15 protein-coding genes, 1 tRNA gene and 2 pseudogenes are annotated in these 16,027 nt (G+C 42.9%); 6 read left to right on the plus strand and 12 right to left on the minus strand.

The window, feature by feature from the left end:
- Nucleotides 1-29: 29 nt before the first annotated feature.
- From R8P61_02925 to R8P61_02935, 3 genes are all read right to left on the minus strand, one after another.
- A complete protein-coding gene (locus R8P61_02925; protein ID MDW3645992.1) occupies nt 30-2,006 on the minus strand; it encodes a dehydrogenase E1 component subunit alpha/beta in 1,977 nt (658 codons plus the stop codon).
- Between the two features lie 179 nt (nt 2,007-2,185).
- Nucleotides 2,186-2,734, minus strand: coding sequence for an NUDIX hydrolase (locus tag R8P61_02930; GenBank protein ID MDW3645993.1), 549 nt, complete (start codon nt 2,732-2,734; stop codon nt 2,186-2,188).
- Nucleotides 2,735-2,773: 39 nt separating this feature from the next.
- Nucleotides 2,774-3,703 carry an ankyrin repeat domain-containing protein gene (locus R8P61_02935; GenBank protein ID MDW3645994.1) on the minus strand — a complete coding sequence of 310 codons (930 nt, stop codon included), beginning with the start codon at nt 3,701-3,703 and terminating at the stop codon, nt 2,774-2,776.
- A 316-nt stretch (nt 3,704-4,019) separates the two neighbouring features.
- Here R8P61_02935 and R8P61_02940 point away from each other — a divergent pair.
- From R8P61_02940 to R8P61_02955, 4 genes are all read left to right on the plus strand, one after another.
- Nucleotides 4,020-4,104 (plus strand) — tRNA-Ser (locus tag R8P61_02940).
- A gap of 306 nt (nt 4,105-4,410) precedes the next feature.
- Nucleotides 4,411-5,010 (plus strand): methyltransferase type 11, encoded by a 600-nt coding sequence (locus tag R8P61_02945; protein ID MDW3645995.1) that lies wholly within the window; start codon nt 4,411-4,413, stop codon nt 5,008-5,010.
- 219 nt (nt 5,011-5,229) lie between these two features.
- Nucleotides 5,230-5,463: a hypothetical protein gene (locus tag R8P61_02950; GenBank protein ID MDW3645996.1), complete on the plus strand. Its 234-nt coding sequence runs from the start codon at nt 5,230-5,232 to the stop codon at nt 5,461-5,463.
- A gap of 76 nt (nt 5,464-5,539) precedes the next feature.
- A complete protein-coding gene (locus R8P61_02955) occupies nt 5,540-5,929 on the plus strand; it encodes a hypothetical protein (GenBank protein ID MDW3645997.1) in 390 nt (129 codons plus the stop codon).
- A 20-nt stretch (nt 5,930-5,949) separates the two neighbouring features.
- Here the strand turns inward: R8P61_02955 and R8P61_02960 are convergent, their stop codons facing one another.
- The 3 genes from R8P61_02960 to R8P61_02970 all read right to left on the minus strand — a co-directional run bounded on the left by R8P61_02960 (nt 5,950) and on the right by R8P61_02970 (nt 9,610).
- Nucleotides 5,950-7,194, minus strand: a complete 1,245-nt coding sequence (locus tag R8P61_02960; protein ID MDW3645998.1) for an FAD-dependent oxidoreductase — start codon at nt 7,192-7,194, stop codon at nt 5,950-5,952.
- 13 nt (nt 7,195-7,207) lie between these two features.
- Nucleotides 7,208-8,365, minus strand: coding sequence for a cytochrome P450 (locus R8P61_02965; GenBank protein ID MDW3645999.1), 1,158 nt, complete (start codon nt 8,363-8,365; stop codon nt 7,208-7,210).
- Between the two features lie 126 nt (nt 8,366-8,491).
- Entirely contained in the window at nt 8,492-9,610 is a 1,119-nt protein-coding gene (locus R8P61_02970) for an alcohol dehydrogenase catalytic domain-containing protein (GenBank protein ID MDW3646000.1), read from the minus strand.
- 145 nt (nt 9,611-9,755) lie between these two features.
- Here R8P61_02970 and R8P61_02975 point away from each other — a divergent pair, with 145 nt between their 5' ends.
- On the plus strand, nt 9,756-10,598 hold the full coding sequence (locus R8P61_02975) for an AraC family transcriptional regulator (GenBank protein MDW3646001.1): 843 nt from the start codon (nt 9,756-9,758) through the stop codon (nt 10,596-10,598).
- A gap of 20 nt (nt 10,599-10,618) precedes the next feature.
- On the opposite strand, the gene R8P61_02980 is transcribed toward R8P61_02975, so the two are convergent.
- From R8P61_02980 to R8P61_03000, 5 genes and pseudogenes are all read right to left on the minus strand, one after another.
- A complete protein-coding gene (locus tag R8P61_02980) occupies nt 10,619-11,713 on the minus strand; it encodes a mandelate racemase/muconate lactonizing enzyme family protein (GenBank protein ID MDW3646002.1) in 1,095 nt (364 codons plus the stop codon).
- A 2-nt stretch (nt 11,714-11,715) separates the two neighbouring features.
- Nucleotides 11,716-12,105, minus strand: a complete 390-nt coding sequence (locus tag R8P61_02985) for an aldehyde dehydrogenase family protein (protein MDW3646003.1) — start codon at nt 12,103-12,105, stop codon at nt 11,716-11,718.
- A 16-nt stretch (nt 12,106-12,121) separates the two neighbouring features.
- Nucleotides 12,122-12,886 (minus strand): SDR family oxidoreductase, encoded by a 765-nt coding sequence (locus tag R8P61_02990; GenBank protein MDW3646004.1) that lies wholly within the window; start codon nt 12,884-12,886, stop codon nt 12,122-12,124.
- Between the two features lie 7 nt (nt 12,887-12,893).
- Nucleotides 12,894-13,916 (minus strand): alcohol dehydrogenase catalytic domain-containing protein, encoded by a 1,023-nt coding sequence (locus tag R8P61_02995; GenBank protein ID MDW3646005.1) that lies wholly within the window; start codon nt 13,914-13,916, stop codon nt 12,894-12,896.
- Between the two features lie 35 nt (nt 13,917-13,951).
- Nucleotides 13,952-14,239: pseudogene (locus tag R8P61_03000) on the minus strand (glycosyl hydrolase).
- A 557-nt stretch (nt 14,240-14,796) separates the two neighbouring features.
- Between R8P61_03000 and R8P61_03005 the strand changes: the two are divergent.
- Nucleotides 14,797-15,513, plus strand: a pseudogene (locus tag R8P61_03005) (hypothetical protein).
- Here the strand turns inward: R8P61_03005 and R8P61_03010 are convergent.
- Nucleotides 15,440-15,961: a hypothetical protein gene (locus R8P61_03010; GenBank protein ID MDW3646006.1), complete on the minus strand. Its 522-nt coding sequence runs from the start codon at nt 15,959-15,961 to the stop codon at nt 15,440-15,442. The pseudogene R8P61_03005 and the gene R8P61_03010 overlap by 74 nt on opposite strands.
- Nucleotides 15,962-16,027: the final 66 nt, after the last annotated feature.

Below are 16,027 nucleotides of genomic sequence, written 5' to 3' on the forward strand. Positions count from 1 at the left end.
GCTTAACATTCAATTCCGTGGACATAGACCTAAAATTCCAAAAGATCATTGGCCACCTCCTTTAAACGTTCTTTTGGCAAATATTGTATTTCCAGCTGTGGATGAAAAGGAACAGGGGTGTCCAAAGAGGCTACTCTTTTTACCGGACCGTCCAAATGCTCAAAGCAATTTTCGGAAATGCTGGCAGCAATTTCTCCTCCAAATCCACCGGTATAGCTGGCTTCGTACAATACGATGCACTTGCCGGTTTTACGGACGGAAACAAATACAGTTTCCTGATCCCAGGGGATCAATGAGCGAAGATCGACGATTTCGATGGAATCTTCGGAAGCTGCGCTGAACTCTTTGGCCCAGTGAACCCCCATACCATAAGTAATGATGCTTAAGTCTTCACCTTCTTCAACTACAGCAGCTTTTCCTATGGGAGTATGGAAGTATCCTTCCGGCACTTCCTCATTTTGGGAGCGATAGAGAAATTTATGTTCGAAATAGATAACAGGATTGGGTTCGTCTATGGCTGCTAGCAGGAGGCCTTTGGCATCCGTTGGATTGCTGGGATATAGTACTTTCAATCCGGGAACCTGTGTAAACCAGGCTTCATTTGTTTGAGAATGAAAAGGTCCGGCTCCTACACCTCCGCCGGCAGGCATACGAATCACAACATCAGCTGCATGTCCCCAACGGTAATGATTTTTGGCGAGGTTATTTACGATTTGATTAAAGGCACAAGAAACAAAGTCAGCAAACTGCATTTCGACTACACTCTTCTTCCCTTCAATAGACAAACCTAAACCGATGCCTACGATGGCGGATTCACAAATGGGCGTATTGCGTACCCGATGTTTTCCAAAGTGATCGATAAATCCATCTGTTATTTTAAATACCCCTCCATAATCCGCAATATCTTGTCCCATGATGACCATTTCATCATGTTTTTCCATGCCAAGTTTGAGGGCATTGCTGATCGCATCCACAAACCTCATTTCCCGACTGTTAGAAGGGTCGGGAGCTATCCAGTCTATTTTGGCAGGAGCAAATATTTCTTTGGTTTCTTTTTCGAGTTGTATGCTGATATTGCTTTCCTCCATCGCTACCTGCACAGTTTGATTGATCTCCTGCTTGATTTCCTTTTGGATTTCAACTATCTGTGCACCATCTAATACTTCTTGTGTGAGGAGAAAGTCCGCAAAATTGCTGACTGGATCCCGTTTTGCCCAGGCATCCATCATACTTTGGGGAACATATTTGGTACCCGAAGCTTCTTCATGCCCTCTCATGCGAAAGGTTTTGCATTCCAGAATCACAGGTTTTCTGTCTTCTCGCATTTCCTGGGCGATTTTGCGAACGGTGGAATAGACTTCCAGAACATTATTGCCATCAATGGTATATCCTTTTATACCATAGCCTTCTGCTCTTTGTGCCAGTCTTTCACATTTATATTGCTCCCAGGTAGGAGTAGAAAGGCCGTAGCCATTATTTTCGATTACAAAAATCACCGGCAAATCCCAGACAGAAGCGACATTGATAGCTTCGTGAAAATCCCCTTCACTGGTTCCTCCATCTCCTGAGAAAGCAACAGCAATTTGATTCTGTCTATTGAGGTTACTCGCCAATGCCAATCCATCTGCCACAGGAAGCATGGCTCCCAGATGAGAGATCATGCCGATTACTCTATGCTCTAAAGAAGCAAAATGGAAAGAGCGATCTCTGCCTTGTGTAAAGCCGGAAGCTTTTCCCAGCCATTGTCCCAGAAGTCGCTTTAAGGGAATTTTGCGGGTAGTAAAGACACCCAGATTTCTATGTAAAGGAAGAATATAATCTGAACTCTGAAGAGCCTTTGTCAAGCCTACTGCGATTCCTTCCTGTCCAATCCCGGAAAACCATTTGCTAATTTTTCCCTGTCTGAGAAGGATTAACATCTTTTCCTCTACCAAACGAGGATAAAGCAGGTCCCTGTACAGGTCCAGCAGTTGGGTGTTGGTAAGGTCTCCGCGCTGGAAATTCATGGGCTTATCGATATGGGTATTATTCTCATTGGCAAGGGTAGAATCCGGGGATTGAGTTTGCTCCATTTTCAGATGATCAACATTGAGTAAGGGAATGTAACCAAGAAACATTCCAGAATTCCCATTTACTAAAGTTTAGCAAATTAGCGAAAAATAAGCTGGAGAAAGCAAATTTTGCATTATTTGAGCTTTCCTTGTGCTTTGAGCAACATAAGCTTATAAATGGCTGCTACGGTTAGAGAATCAGTGATTTTTCCTGCTTCTACCTCTCCATACACATAGTCCAGACTCATTTTTTCTACGCGGATGTCCTCATCTTCTTCTGGATTAGCTTCCCCCTCCTTCAGTCCCTGCGCCAGATAAACTATGCCCCATTCATCAGTCACTGAATTTGAGATATGCATTTCCAGCAATTTTTCATAGCGATCTGCCCGAAGTCCGGTTTCTTCCTGTAATTCTCTTTTTGCGGTGTCCAGGGGATTCTCGTCCCAAAGTCCGCCTCCTTCGGGAATTTCCCAGCTGTAGATGTCAAGGGGATAGCGATATTGCCCCACCATCCAAATATATCCATCCTCATAAGGAACTACTCCTACAGCCTGATTCTTAAAATGTATCGTTCCATAAATCCCCGGTTTTCCTGAAGGATTGAGTACCTGATCTTCCTGAACTTTTATCCAGGGGTTGTCATAAATGATTTTGCTGGAAAGCGTTTTCCAGGGATTTTTCATAAAGGCTATACGTTAATGGGATGAAAGGGAGCGAGGAAATTACACATAGGCTTCCAGCAATTGCAGGAGATACTGGTCTTTGTGGGAACCGCTTTCTTTGAATCTTCTAAAAGCGATATCTAATGGGCTTTGGTCCTCATCATCTTTGTAAAGGGGATCAGCGTTATAATCCAGCAGAAGCCGGGCCATTTCCGGGCGACTGTTTGCTACTGCGAAATGAAGAGGGTTTCTACTTTGATAAAGGCCGGGTGCGGGTAGATTGGCATCGGCTCCTTTTTCCAATAAATAGGTGAGCAATTCCATATGACCATTATAAACGGCCCAATGCAAGGCACCTAATCCTCCTCCTTCCGGACGGAGGTTGATATCAACTCCTCTGCGGATCAGTTCGTCTATAACTTCAACAGTGCCGTAATAACTGACCAGATGAATGGCCGAACATCCACGGGCATCTCCACTTTTGACTTTGGCATCTACCTGCCCTCCTTGCTGAATCAATTTTATGCTCAATTCCTTCATGCCTTGATCACAGGCGACCAATAAGGGAGTCCAGCCTTGTTCCTGATCCACATGATTGGGATTTGCACCTTGCTTAATTAGCCATTCGGCCACTTCTTCATGGCTCTTATTTAGAGCAAGCATCAAAGGAGTCCAGGTACGAGTAGAAGAAGTGGAGTCAATTTTTGCTCCATACTCCAATAAGAGGTTAGCTACCTCTCTTCTACCGATCATACAAGCAACTTGCATGGGGGTATTTCCAAAATCATCTTCCTCCTCTACATTCGCTCCTGATCTGAGGAGTAAACGCAGGGAATCAATGAGTCCTTCATGTACAGCAAGGTGCAGCAAGGTATGTCCGTACGGATCCCGTGCGTCGGGGTCTCCGCCAGCTTCGAGGTAACGAACGAGCATTTCATAATCTCCGTTGGTTAAACCTTCAAATACCTCCAATAGTGATCTTTCCTGCATGTTTTTGCTTACAAAAGATATGGGAAGATATAAGAGTTGCTGACATTGTGCAAAAGAATCGAGGACTTTTCAGGCCAGATTATTACACAGGCAATTTTAGTATTTATTATTTACGAATATTACTGTGATAATGATGGTTTTTTATGAAAAATAATTCCTCTATCTCCTAATTCTTATCGTCTAAGCGACGAAATGCAAGATTTATGCCTGCTCCCATTTAGGTCTATGTTAAGCTTGTATTAAAACTTTCTGAAAATTCAGCCGAATTTTTTTCATATCTATTTTGCAGAAAAAGAAAATGACGTACATTTGTGCCGGAGGAATGGCAGAGTGGTCGAATGCGGTGGTCTTGAAAACCATTGTACCGCAAGGTACCGGGGGTTCGAATCCCTCTTCCTCCGCAAGGATACAAAAGTCCGAAATCGCAAGATTTCGGACTTTTTTCATTCGGTCCATCGAGCAAAATTTATTTAGGCGAGATGGGTCGAATGCAAAAGCATGAGCGAAGCGAGGGTCTTTCAAAGCTTTGTGTTGAAACTCCCCCTTGCGAATCCGCTTAACGAATCCTCATTCCGTGTTTGAAAAACGAGGATTTAAGCGGGAAAATTGTTGTTTGATTATTGATGGGATATCTGGAAAATTGTAGTTTTGCCTGGAATTTACCCATGATTTAATATTCTCTCTCCTAACTCAAACAGAAGCGGCACATGAACAGAAACATACACTATGGATGTGGGCTATCAGCGCCTGAAAGCTGGGAAAATTATGATGTCTCTCCTTCCCTTCGGCTAAAAAGTATTCCCATACTTGGCAGCCTGGTAAAAGTCGAATGGCAGCCTAATGTAAAGTATGGTAATATCATAAAGGGCATAGCCCCTGATAACTCCGCAGCTTTCGCCTATTGTTCCCATGTATTGGAGCACCTATCCTTAAATGATTGCAGAAAGGCAATTAAGAATACTTATATGATGCTGGGAGAAGCTGGAGTATTCCGATTGGTGGTTCCGGATCTGAAAAGATTGACAGAATTGTATTTAGAATCCGGAGATAGCGTCGCCTTTATTAAAGATACCTTGCTCGGCACAGAAAACCGAATGAGGGGCTTTAAGGGGGTTATTCATCATTTACTTTCCAACAGAAATCACTTGTGGATGTGGGATTATGAAAGCCTGGCAAAAGAGTTGGAATCGGTAGGATTTAAAGAAGTTAGAAGGGCGAGCTTCAATGATTCCAGCCATGAAATATTCAAAGAAGTCGAAGAGGCTTCAAGATTTGAAAATGCGCTTGCCATAGAGGCCATCAAATGATTTCCTGATTTATCCGTTTTCCAATCCGACTGTCAAGTATAAATTTTCCTGGAGCTTCCCTCCATTCCATAAGACCCTTGTCTATTTTTTGTTGAGTTCCGATGAGCAAAAGCTAAGCTGTTAAAGGCTATCTTAATGGGAGATGCATGTCTGAGGCTTGTTCTTGGAAGCTGGCATCGATGCTTTTGACTCTACTTACTCTTCAAGCTATATTTTTTCATGTCTGCGAGTAAAACTATCCTAACTACTATTGCTGTACTCTGCCTGTTTTTTTTGTTGGGGGTAGGGCAAGATTCCAAAGCAGCTAAAGATAGCAGGTCTTCAAAATCTCCCAATGTGATCCTGGTACTGACGGATGATCAGGGTATAGGAGATTTATCTGCTCATGGTAATCCCTGGTTGAAAAATTGGGAGATCACAAACCTGGGGACCTTTACGTGGAGGAAAATATAGCCTCTTTGAAGCCGGTACCCGCGTCCCATTTATCAGCTATTGGAAAGGCAAAATTGAAGCGGGCATCTTTGATGCCATGATTTCTCAATTGGATTTGTTCTTTTCGATTGCTGCTTTAGTGGGTAGTGAAAAAAGAACAGATGATAGCCAGGAATTATTGAAGGTATTGATGGGGGAAAGTAAAGAAGGCAGGGAAGAATTAATCCTGGAAGCCACTAGACGTACGGCTTACCGAAAAGGAAACTGGGCCTACATTCCCCCTTATGCCGGTCCTGCCATAAATAAATTTGTGAACATAGAACTGGGTAACTCCCAGGAGGAGCAGTTGTACGATCTTTCCCAGGATATCGGCCAGCAGAACAATCTCGCGAAAAGTCATCCCGAGAAATTGCAGGAGATGAAAGCCGGATTTGAAAAAATCAGAGGTAAAGGTTTTGGCGAAACCGAGCAATTGGAGTTGAAGTAAGTATTGTCCGACATACGTATTTAGGATAAAAGCAGGCCTTGTTTGAGAGATAAATCCGTATCCCTGATTTTATCCTTATCAAGCAATGCTTTCTCCTTAATATACTTTCTTCCCATCATATAAGCTTTGGGAGAATTGACGGCATCTACCGCTAACAATTGATCGCCTTTGAAATACCATAGGGAAAATTGATGCTCGCCTTCTTTTCGCATGATGGCTTCATCATAGCCATTGAGAAGGCCCGCGGTTTGAAATTTTAACTCATACTGATCAGACCAAAACCAGGGAACTTCTTCATAGGGGCTAGGATTGCCGCAGATTGTCTGAGCTGCGGTCCGTGCCTGAGCAACGGCATTGGGCACGGACTCAATTCTCACATAGCTTTGGTAGATGGGATTAAAGTGGAAACTGTTGTCTCCGATCGCATAGATATCAGGAACCGAAGTCTCCATGTATTCATTCACCTTGATTCCATGCTCAATCTCAATTCCTGCTTCTCTTGCCAATTCAGTATGAACCCTTATTCCTGTCCCAAGAATAATGAAATCTGCTTCGTAATTGCTTCCGTCGGTGCAGGAGATGATGTTTTTTCCTGATTGGGATTCTATATGGGAAACCCCTTTGGAACAAAAGATTTCTACCCCTTTTTCTGTATGGTAATTCTCATAGAAGGCAGAAATTTCCGGGGAACTCACACGAGCCAGGAGCCTTTGCTCTCTTTCCAGCAAAACGACCTCCAGTCCCATTTTTCGTAAAGATGCCGCAACTTCCAGCCCGATAAAACCCCCTCCGATGATGAGCACTTTAGGAGAAACTGCGGATTGAACCCTATTTCTGATATGCTTTACATCAGCCGCCGATCGAAGCACAAAGCAATTATTCGCCTCCGACAGTCCAGAGATTGGAGGTACCATAGCTGCTGCGCCTGTCGCCAATACCAATTTGTCGTAGCGGTATGTTTCTCCCTCCTCACAATGAACCTCTTTTTGGTCCGTATCAATTTTTATGATTTTTTTCCCAAGCTTCAAGTCGATTTGGCTTTTTGAGTAGCTATCTTTGGGCTTGAGAAAGTTGAGCTGCAATTCCTCCTCTACCAAACAGGATTTGGATAAAGGTGGACGATGATAGGGCAATTCCTTTGCTGCTTCAAAGAGCAGAATCTCACCTTCCCATCCTTCCCTTCTTAACTGAAACGCACAATTTACTCCTGCATGGCTAGCACCGATAATTATGCAAGAGGAATCTTTGGATAGATTTTCCGACATGGCTTTTATTTAGCTAGTTCTGATGAAATCTGACTTTCAATGCATGAAAGCCTACTTTTCGCTCAAATTCCCCCCACTCTTCAATATTATCTGTATGATCGAGGATCTCAATCGAAGAAAGCCTTTCCACCAAAACATCCAACAAAGCTAGTAAAATCTGTCTGGTATGTGTAGCTCCCAGGCATCTGTGATGACTGTATCCGAAAGCTAAATGTGGATTTTTCTTCCTGTCCAAAATCACTTCATTCGGATTTTCAAAAATGCTTTCATCCCGATTAGCAGAGGCCCAGCATAAAGAAATTCTACTATCATACTTTATGGCGTGCTCACATACTTCCGTTTCTTCTGTTACCACCCTGCCCATATGCGTCAGGGGAGCAAAATATCGAACCAATTCTTCTACTGCACGTCTTTTGATCTCAGGTTCTTCCTTTATTCTTGTTAAAGCTTCCGGATGCTCAGCAAAATAGGCAATGGTATTCGTAATGGCATTGATTACGGTATCCCGACCGCCTGCGAAGGTGAGGATCATGACTCCTTTGATCTCTTCTTTGGTCAATTTTCTGCCTTGAAATTCTGCAGCAAGGAGGAGGGAATATATATCATCCGTGGGATTTTCCTCTGCTTTGGCAACGGCCTCATCCAGGTAGTCATAAAGAAGATTGGCTTTTGATCCATCCAGCGGATCATCTTCACTCCTAAACACATGGGTTCCCCAGGATATCCAATGTTCGGCTTCTTCATAGGGACAATTCAATAAAAGGGTCAAAGCCCGTGATTGTATGGGGAGAGAAAAATCGTATATAATCTCCACCGAATCCTTCCCCTTCAGTTCGTCGAAACTTTGTCTAATGATTTCCCTGAGCCTTTTTTGATAATCTTCCTGTACGGGTCTTCGAAACCACTGTTCCACCAGGGCCCGATATTCTTTATGAAGCGGAGGATCAACCTCAAAAGGAATCTGTCGTGTATCCCGGATATACACCTCTGAAGGGACGACTATTCTGCCGGGTTTGGCAGCTGACTTAAAGGTTTGCCAATTCATCGCGCATTTCCGTACATCCTCATGCCTGAGGATCATGTTTACCGGATCGTTTTGGTCATCCATTTCCCCAATGCCTTTTTCCTGACGGGCTTGTTTAAAGGGATCTGGGAATTCACTCTTTTTCATCTGGGTATTTTTTATCGATTTCGATCTTTAGGAATGGGGGAGCAGTTGAGATCAAAAAAGCTGAGACTTTCCCATTCAAAAGGAGCATGGGATAGTTCTATGGTACGAAAGCAGCTCATCGCCTTTTTAATCAAAAACGACTACACCTTTAGCATTTTTCCCTTGCAGCAGATCTTCAAATCCCTGTGCCAGTTCCTCCAATTTATATTCTCTGCTGATCATTTCGTCGAGTTTCAAATCTCCTTTTTTATACAAGTTCATCAGTTTGGGGAAATCAATCTGTGGACGGCATTTTCCATATAAGGGATTGATATAAATTTTGTCCCATTCAAAAAGATTCATATCAATGGTCAGGTCTTCTTCTATCCCACTTACCTGAACAGCCGTCCCCGCATTTCTTATCATCTTCAGCGGAGCTGCTCCCAGTGCAGGAATGGCAGTACACTCAAAAGAATAATCTGCCCCTCTTCCTCCAAACATAGCTTTCACCTGATTGGCGACCTGATCTAAACCTGCATCTTCTTTATCAGCCAGGATTAACTCCGTGGCACCAAATTGCTTTGCCAGTTCCAGTTTATTGGGATTTATATCGACAGCGACGATAGAAGAAGCTCCCGAAATTTCAGCTGCCTGTATAACATTTAATCCTACTCCACCGCAACCCAAAACCACTACCGAACTACCCGCACTTACTTTAGCCGAATTCACCACAGAACCATATCCTGTCATTACCCCACAACTCACAATGCTTGCTGCAGAAAAATTCAATTTATCTTGCTCAATTTTTACTACTGCAGAAGATTTCACTAAAGCATATTCACTAAGGGTACCCAGGTTGAAAGATCTTTCAATTGCTTCCCCTTTCCACTTTGATCCTTCGAGATGTGCATGTCCGGGCGTAAATCCATTTCCTCCTGCCACAACCGGAGAATTGTTTTCGCAGATATGTTGATTGCCTTCCTGACATTGAAAACAAGTCATGCAGGGAGTTGCCCAATTCAGAATGACTTTATCTCCTTTGCTTAAGCCTCTGACATTAGCCCCGACTTCTGCTATCACTCCGGCTCCTTCATGTCCCATGATGATGGGTTTTCCCCAGGAAAGAGAATCATAATCGGTATGGCAGAGTCCGGCGGCTTTCATTTTAACGAGCACTTCATCCTCAGCTGGAGGAGCCAGAATAATGGTGTCAATCAAAAAATCACCGGAGCCTGTTGCAATGGCACTTTTGGCGGAAACATTCATGGATATCAATTATTGAGTAGTACAGCTTTCCTTCAAAGAAATTTAAAATTCGAAAGAATTTCTTCTAGGATTTAACCCAATTAGTTCAATATTTTAACATAGTTTCAGGATTTATCTCTTATTTGTATGTTAAATTATTGACTAAGTGAAAGCTGTATTCGAAAAAGTGCCCGAAGATCCGGCTAGCGAGATAACTGCCTTTTTACATGATGAAGTAGATTTTGGGGCTCCCTGGCATTTTCATCCCGAATGTGAACTTACCTATATACTGGAAGGCGAAGGATTGAGATATGTTGGGAATCACATTGCTCCTTTTGCCGCAGGGGAATTGGTTTTGCTGAGAGGTAATTTGCCGCATTGTTGGAAGAATATACAGAAAGCAGGAAGGTCTAAATCTTTGGTCATACAGTGGGAAGAAAGCCTTATTCCTTCGATCATTGATCTCCACAAGATTATGAAATGTCTGGATCAAGCCTCACAGGGCTTGATTTTCTCTCCTTCCATCACCGAGTCTGCATTAGTCCATATAAAAGCCTTGATCCTGGAGGGAGATAATCATTTTATCAAACTTCTTGAGATTCTTCATCTCTTGTCGAAAGATGAAGAGGCAAAGCAATTGAGCAGGGTAGATTATGGAAAGAAAATGTCTCTGGAATCCCAGGACAGAATGGGCTTGATTTTTAACTTTATTTCGGAAAATTTTGGGCGAAAAATCAGCTTGAAAGAAATCACCCATTTATGCCACTTGAGTGAACCCTCATTTTCTCGATTCTTTAGCAGCAATTTTCAGAAGCCCTTTTCCTCCTATCTGAATGAATACCGAATCAGTCAGGCGAGCCGAATGCTGATCGAATCTCATGATCCTATTGCACAAATTGCCTTTAGTTGCGGATACGAAAGTTTATCCCTTTTCTATACCCAATTTCGCAAATACAAAGCTCTTTCTCCCCGAAAGTATCGAAAAGCCTATAAGTTGGATTTCTCTTAAGTTACGTTCTATGCTTCCTTTTACTTTTCCAGATAAGGATTCAGCTTTTCCCAATTGAACTCAACACCTGTTCCAGGAATATCAGGCGCGACAGCTCTACAATTTTCCACTACTAAGGGTCTATGGGTATATTCATCAATAGGGAAACTGTGAACTTCCAGCCAGCCAGCATTTGATTGAGCAGATACCAGGCTTACATGAAGTTCCTGCATGCCATGAGAGCAAACGGGTATATTGTATTTCCGAGAAAGCTCCGCAGCTTGAAGCCAGCCTGTAATTCCACCACAGTTAGAGGCATCGGGCTGGATAAAAGAAAGTTTGGCTTCTTCGAAGGCATATCCAAACTCATGAATGGTATGTAGATTCTCTCCCATAGCCAAAGGCATTCCTGTTGCATCGACTATTTGAGCAAAACCCTTATAATCGTCCGGGATAGTAGGCTCCTCAAACCAGTAGATATTATATGGCCTGAATGCTTTTGCAGCTTCAATGGCCTCTGCTACTGACATAGAGTAGTTGGCATCAACCATAAAAGTAATTTCTGGCCCAATCAATTCCCGAACAGCAGCAATGCGTTCAATATCTTCCTCTAACTTATCTCTTCCTATTTTAATCTTGACCGCATTAAAGCCTTTATCCAAATAGGCCTGAATATTGGAAAGCAGCTTTTCCAGGGGAAAGAGTAGATCTATTCCCCCACAATAGGCTTTGCAACTATTATCGCTTCCACCTGCCATTTTCCAAAGGGGAAGGCCTTCGTGTTTAGCTCGTATATCCCAGAGTGCTATATCTATGGTCGAAGTAGCAAAAGACAGAATTCCCCCACGACCCACATAGTGCATATGCCATTCCAGGGCCTCATAGATTTCTTCTACTTTTGAGCCGTCTTTTCCTATCAAAAAAGGCGCAATATCATGCTCGATCATGGATTTGATCGCATGGCCTCCTCTTCCTCCCGTATAAGTATAACCTATTCCTTCGCTCCCATCTTTCAAGGCTATTGTAGTAGTTACCAATTCAAAATGGGTATGTTCTCCATGCTTGGCATCCGTCAATACCTCTGCGAGTGGAACATTAAACAATCGACAATCCACCGAAGATATGCGTGTATCCATCTTTAGCTAAATTTTACGTAAAAGCTTTTCTTCTCCAGGTATTGCTCGAAGCCGTACTTCCCATCTTCTCCACCGGTTCCACTCAATTTCAATCCATTATGGAATCCCTGATGTTGTTCTCCATGCCCGCGGTTGATATACACCTCTCCGAATTCCAATTCATCCGTAAACTTATAGAGAAATTCAGCCCTTTTACGCAGCGGTAATTTTCGCCAGCTTTTCTGTGAATTTTTTGAAGCTGTCAGGGCTTTCTCAGCTTCTGCTTTGGTTCCTTCCTGTACTTTGCCAATGATTTCTTCAGTGCTGGGATTAAGAATATCATCCAATTTGCCCGAATCGGAGGCTATCCATTGCCCATTGATGTATTGCAAATATGTTGGTATGCTCGTCATCTTATTTTGGTCTAAATTATCTGCCCATCCAGCCTCCGTCGACTAGTACAATCGAGCCATTCATATAATTGGAAGCAGCTGAAGCTAAGAATACGGTAGGTCCTTTGAAGTCATCGGGATCTCCCCATCTGCCTGCAGGAATTCTTGCCAGAATGGAATTGGCTCTTTCAGGATTATTCCTCAAAGCTTCTGTATTATCGGTTGCGATATATCCGGGAGCTATGGCGTTTACATTAATTCCATGCGGTGCCCATTCGTTGGCAAAGGCCATAGTCATTTGCCCTATGGCTCCTTTACTCGCAGCATAACCCGGCACAGTAATTCCTCCCTGAAAGGTCAGTAACGAAGCGGTGAAAATGATTTTACCTGATTTTCGAGCCACCATGTCTTTCCCAAATTCTCGGGTCAGGATGAATTGTGCACTCTGATTGACCTCTACTACTTTGTCCCAATAGTCATCAGGATGGTCCACAGCAGGCATACGAAGAATGGTACCTGCATTATTTACCAAAATATCAATTTCAAAGCCATCAGATTTTACCTTAGTGATAAAGCGATACAGGGCTTCCCGATCAGAAAAATCACATTGGTAGGCTTTGAAACTTCGCCCTTTGGCCAGGACTTCTTTTTCTACAGCACTGCCTGAAGGTTCCAGAGATGCAGAGACTCCAACAATATCTGCTCCTGCCTCTGCCAGACCTATGGCCATAGCTTTTCCTATCCCTCTTTTACAGCCAGTGACCAAAGCTGTCTTTCCATCTAGTTTGAATTGGTTTAAAATGCTCATGTTATTTGGGGCTTACTTCGATTAAATATTTCATGCCCGCCGGGTTTCTGTCGATTTCTTCAAAAACGGATTGAATATCTGTAAGCGGACTTATTTGGGTAATTAATGTATCAAATGGGATGGCTCCGGAAGCCGCAATTTGGATAGCTTCTTCATAGTCTTCCTCTTCATACAAACGCGCACCCAACATCTCAATTTCGGACCAGAAGAATTTGAATAAATCAACTTTCCGTGGGCCTCCTCCATGAATAGCAACCATTACAATTCGGGATCGGACATTGACAAGCTCTGTCATGCTCGCCACCGCAGCCTCAGAACCCGAAACCTCAAAAGCACAATCTATCATAGCTGCATTTGTCAGTTCGCTGATTCTTTCTACCAGATTTTCTTCACCAGGATTAAGGACTGTAAATCCCAACTCTCTCAGCATTTGGATTCGCGTCGCATTTACTTCTGAAATGATGACATTTGCCCCTTTTTCCTGTAGCACATAGGCAATCAGGGTCCCGATAGGTCCTCCTCCCATCACCAGGCAATTTTCGCCAACTTTAACCCGACCGACCTTTACATCATGGCAAGCAACTGATAGTGGCTCAATAAAAGCTCCATGTTTTAAGGAAAGTTGCTCGGGAAGTTTGTGCAAGGTGTAAGCAGGCAAGGTCCAGCTTTGTTGAAAAGCACCGGCACTGTCAATTCCAATAAATTTGAGGTTCTTACCTACATGTTTGTGCCCTTTGTCAAAGGGATGAGGATCTCCAAACCTCAGCGGACGAATAGCTACCCGGTCTCCTACCTTGACATTTTCGACTCCTTCCCCAATTTCCGCAACCACGGCAGAAGCTTCATGTCCTACGATTTGTGGAGGACCAATTCTTTGATCCATGACTCCATGAAATATGTGCACATCTGTCCCACATACCCCACAATAGGCAACTTCCAATCTTACTTCTCCCGCTGCGGGTTTTTTGATTGTACTTTCGCCTAGCTCAAACTTTCCTTTAGAAGAATAAAAGGCTGCTTGCATATGATATATCGATTAATGCTTATAAAGTTTCTTTCTTAAGACTCGGATTTCGATGCCTCCCCTTTAGCCACATGGGTAGTCACCCTATGGCAGTGAAAGCGGCGGATATACTGATAATCATCTGTCATATACTGCTGAGTTATTCCCAAGGCAAGATTGGCGATGGGATTATCTCCTCCTTCCAAGCTACGATTTAATCCGATAGCGTGAGGGGCTTCTTTTATCACGGATTGAATTTCAAAGTTGATTCCATCCGCGGCCCATTGGAGGGTGTTTTTTTCTGGTCCATCCGTAGTAATCAGAGAAACCACTCCTCCCTTGTAGTACAAGTAAAACCTCACATTATGAAACAGAATCGAGGGGTGGTGTCTATTGGGATTATCGCAATCTCCTTTCAAGTCAAATACCTCAAGCTCATAAAACCATTCATTCCCATTCCTCGGCCAGGCCAATGCTCTTTTTGATACGGCACTAAGAAAGTTTGCATGGGTTATCCCCAATCTATCTAAATCTTGATCTGTGAAGGAATTCATAGGAGTTGTTTCGAATTTGAGATCGGACTAAGACATTGCTAAGATTAGGCTTTTTGAATTAAGATGATATTTATTCCACTCAATAATAACTGAACAATCTGGATTTATTCACTTGAACAAAAATCGATCATTGAATTTTGTTGATTTTAACTTTTATGTCAAGTTTAATTGTTTGGCTTCCTCCCATTTTTTCACTTTCCCTTAGCACAATTCACCTCTGGGAAACTAAGTCTAGCACTTATTATACTTGCTAAAGCCATATCATTATGAAATCTACGCTGCGTGTAATTTTAGGTCTGTCTTCTTTCACACGCTTCTTATTCTTTTCATGTGAATCCTCACAGGATATGAACTTGGGTACCAGGTGGACCAAGGATCCCATATGGGATAAGCAAAAACAGGAACTTCTCCTGGATTTTGAAGGAGAGGCTATGCCCGAAATTCTGGAAAATTCCCGTAGCACTTCTGAATTAGTAGAAAGAAAGGGAGTAAATCAGGGAAGGAAGGCCTTAATAGCCACTTTTCAAGGAGATGAGAACGCTCCTTTTGTGCTTGTTAAGCCGGAGAGTCCTATAGATGCAAGTGGGTTTGACAATTTTAGTCTGGTATTCGATCTTACCAATATCACCCCCGAAAAATCTGCGCAATTGTATATAAGGCTTGCTATTGAGCAGGGGCATAATATTAGAAGAGCGGCGGTCATCCCTCAAGGACAGACCAAACCCATGTTCTTCAAACTATCATGGAAATATGTGAACATGGAAACGGCTTTGCGCGATGACCCTCAGCCCTGAAATTCCTCCTCTGTGCAGATGAAAATCCAGGGCCTCAAGAATCCCATTGATTTTTCAAAAATAGCCTCCCTCAACTTTCATATGGAGCATATTTTAGTAAATCGGGAAATCATAATTGATCATGTGCGTCTGGTAGAAAGTATTCCCTTTGATGATGAGTACCTGCTAGGAATTATTGATCAGTATGGACAGCATGCTAAAAAGGAGCCAATAGGGCCCGTGCAAAATCCAATAAGGAGTTTTCATCCAAACAATTATTGGCGGTATTGAAGGTAGCTCCATTTACTTCCAGGTATAAGGAATACTGACCTTTAATTGCATACATGATAACCATATCCAGGAATCCGTTTTCCATGTGTATGTTGGCGAAAGCTTCATCCCCGATATCATTGTATTCAACAAAGTCCGGGTCTGGGCGAGCCATGTCCAACTCACGATCGTATTCCTCTTTAGCATTATCAACACTAAAGTTGTTATAGATGCGGATCGAAATGCGGTCATCGAAGGTATAGCTGCTATTCTGGTCTGCATTGCAGATGTCAAAGAGCAGGTTATTGAAATCAAAATGACTGGTAGTCAAGCCACAAAAATCTGAAAAGGCAACTTCGGCCCAGTAATCAGCGCAATTGAGGCTATCGTCGGGACTTCCTATGGGAGATTCTTCACAGGAAGTGAACAGGATCAAAAGGGAGGTCAAAAGATAAAGATGATGTTTCATGACATATGATTTTGATCAGTGTATCATCAATCTATCTTTATAAGGTACATCTCGCCGAACTTTGTC

It is taken from the genome of Bacteroidia bacterium, assembly GCA_033391075.1.
Classification (GTDB): Bacteria; Bacteroidota; Bacteroidia; order J057; family J057; genus JAWPMV01.

What these genes read in the sequence shown, in the direction of transcription:
- R8P61_02925 (MDW3645992.1), bottom strand. Translation starts at nt 2,006, where the DNA reads ATGAATTTCCAGCGCGGAGACCTTACCAACACCCAACTGCTGGACCTG.
- R8P61_02930 (MDW3645993.1), bottom strand. Translation starts at nt 2,734, where the DNA reads ATGAAAAATCCCTGGAAAACGCTTTCCAGCAAAATCATTTATGACAAC.
- R8P61_02935 (MDW3645994.1), bottom strand. Translation starts at nt 3,703, where the DNA reads ATGCAGGAAAGATCACTATTGGAGGTATTTGAAGGTTTAACCAACGGA.
- R8P61_02945 (MDW3645995.1), top strand. Translation starts at nt 4,411, where the DNA reads ATGAACAGAAACATACACTATGGATGTGGGCTATCAGCGCCTGAAAGC.
- R8P61_02950 (MDW3645996.1), top strand. Translation starts at nt 5,230, where the DNA reads ATGTCTGCGAGTAAAACTATCCTAACTACTATTGCTGTACTCTGCCTG.
- R8P61_02955 (MDW3645997.1), top strand. Translation starts at nt 5,540, where the DNA reads ATGATTTCTCAATTGGATTTGTTCTTTTCGATTGCTGCTTTAGTGGGT.
- R8P61_02960 (MDW3645998.1), bottom strand. Translation starts at nt 7,194, where the DNA reads ATGTCGGAAAATCTATCCAAAGATTCCTCTTGCATAATTATCGGTGCT.
- R8P61_02965 (MDW3645999.1), bottom strand. Translation starts at nt 8,365, where the DNA reads ATGAAAAAGAGTGAATTCCCAGATCCCTTTAAACAAGCCCGTCAGGAA.
- R8P61_02970 (MDW3646000.1), bottom strand. Translation starts at nt 9,610, where the DNA reads ATGAATGTTTCCGCCAAAAGTGCCATTGCAACAGGCTCCGGTGATTTT.
- R8P61_02980 (MDW3646002.1), bottom strand. Translation starts at nt 11,713, where the DNA reads ATGGATACACGCATATCTTCGGTGGATTGTCGATTGTTTAATGTTCCA.
- R8P61_02985 (MDW3646003.1), bottom strand. Translation starts at nt 12,105, where the DNA reads ATGACGAGCATACCAACATATTTGCAATACATCAATGGGCAATGGATA.
- R8P61_02995 (MDW3646005.1), bottom strand. Translation starts at nt 13,916, where the DNA reads ATGCAAGCAGCCTTTTATTCTTCTAAAGGAAAGTTTGAGCTAGGCGAA.
- R8P61_03010 (MDW3646006.1), bottom strand. Translation starts at nt 15,961, where the DNA reads ATGAAACATCATCTTTATCTTTTGACCTCCCTTTTGATCCTGTTCACT.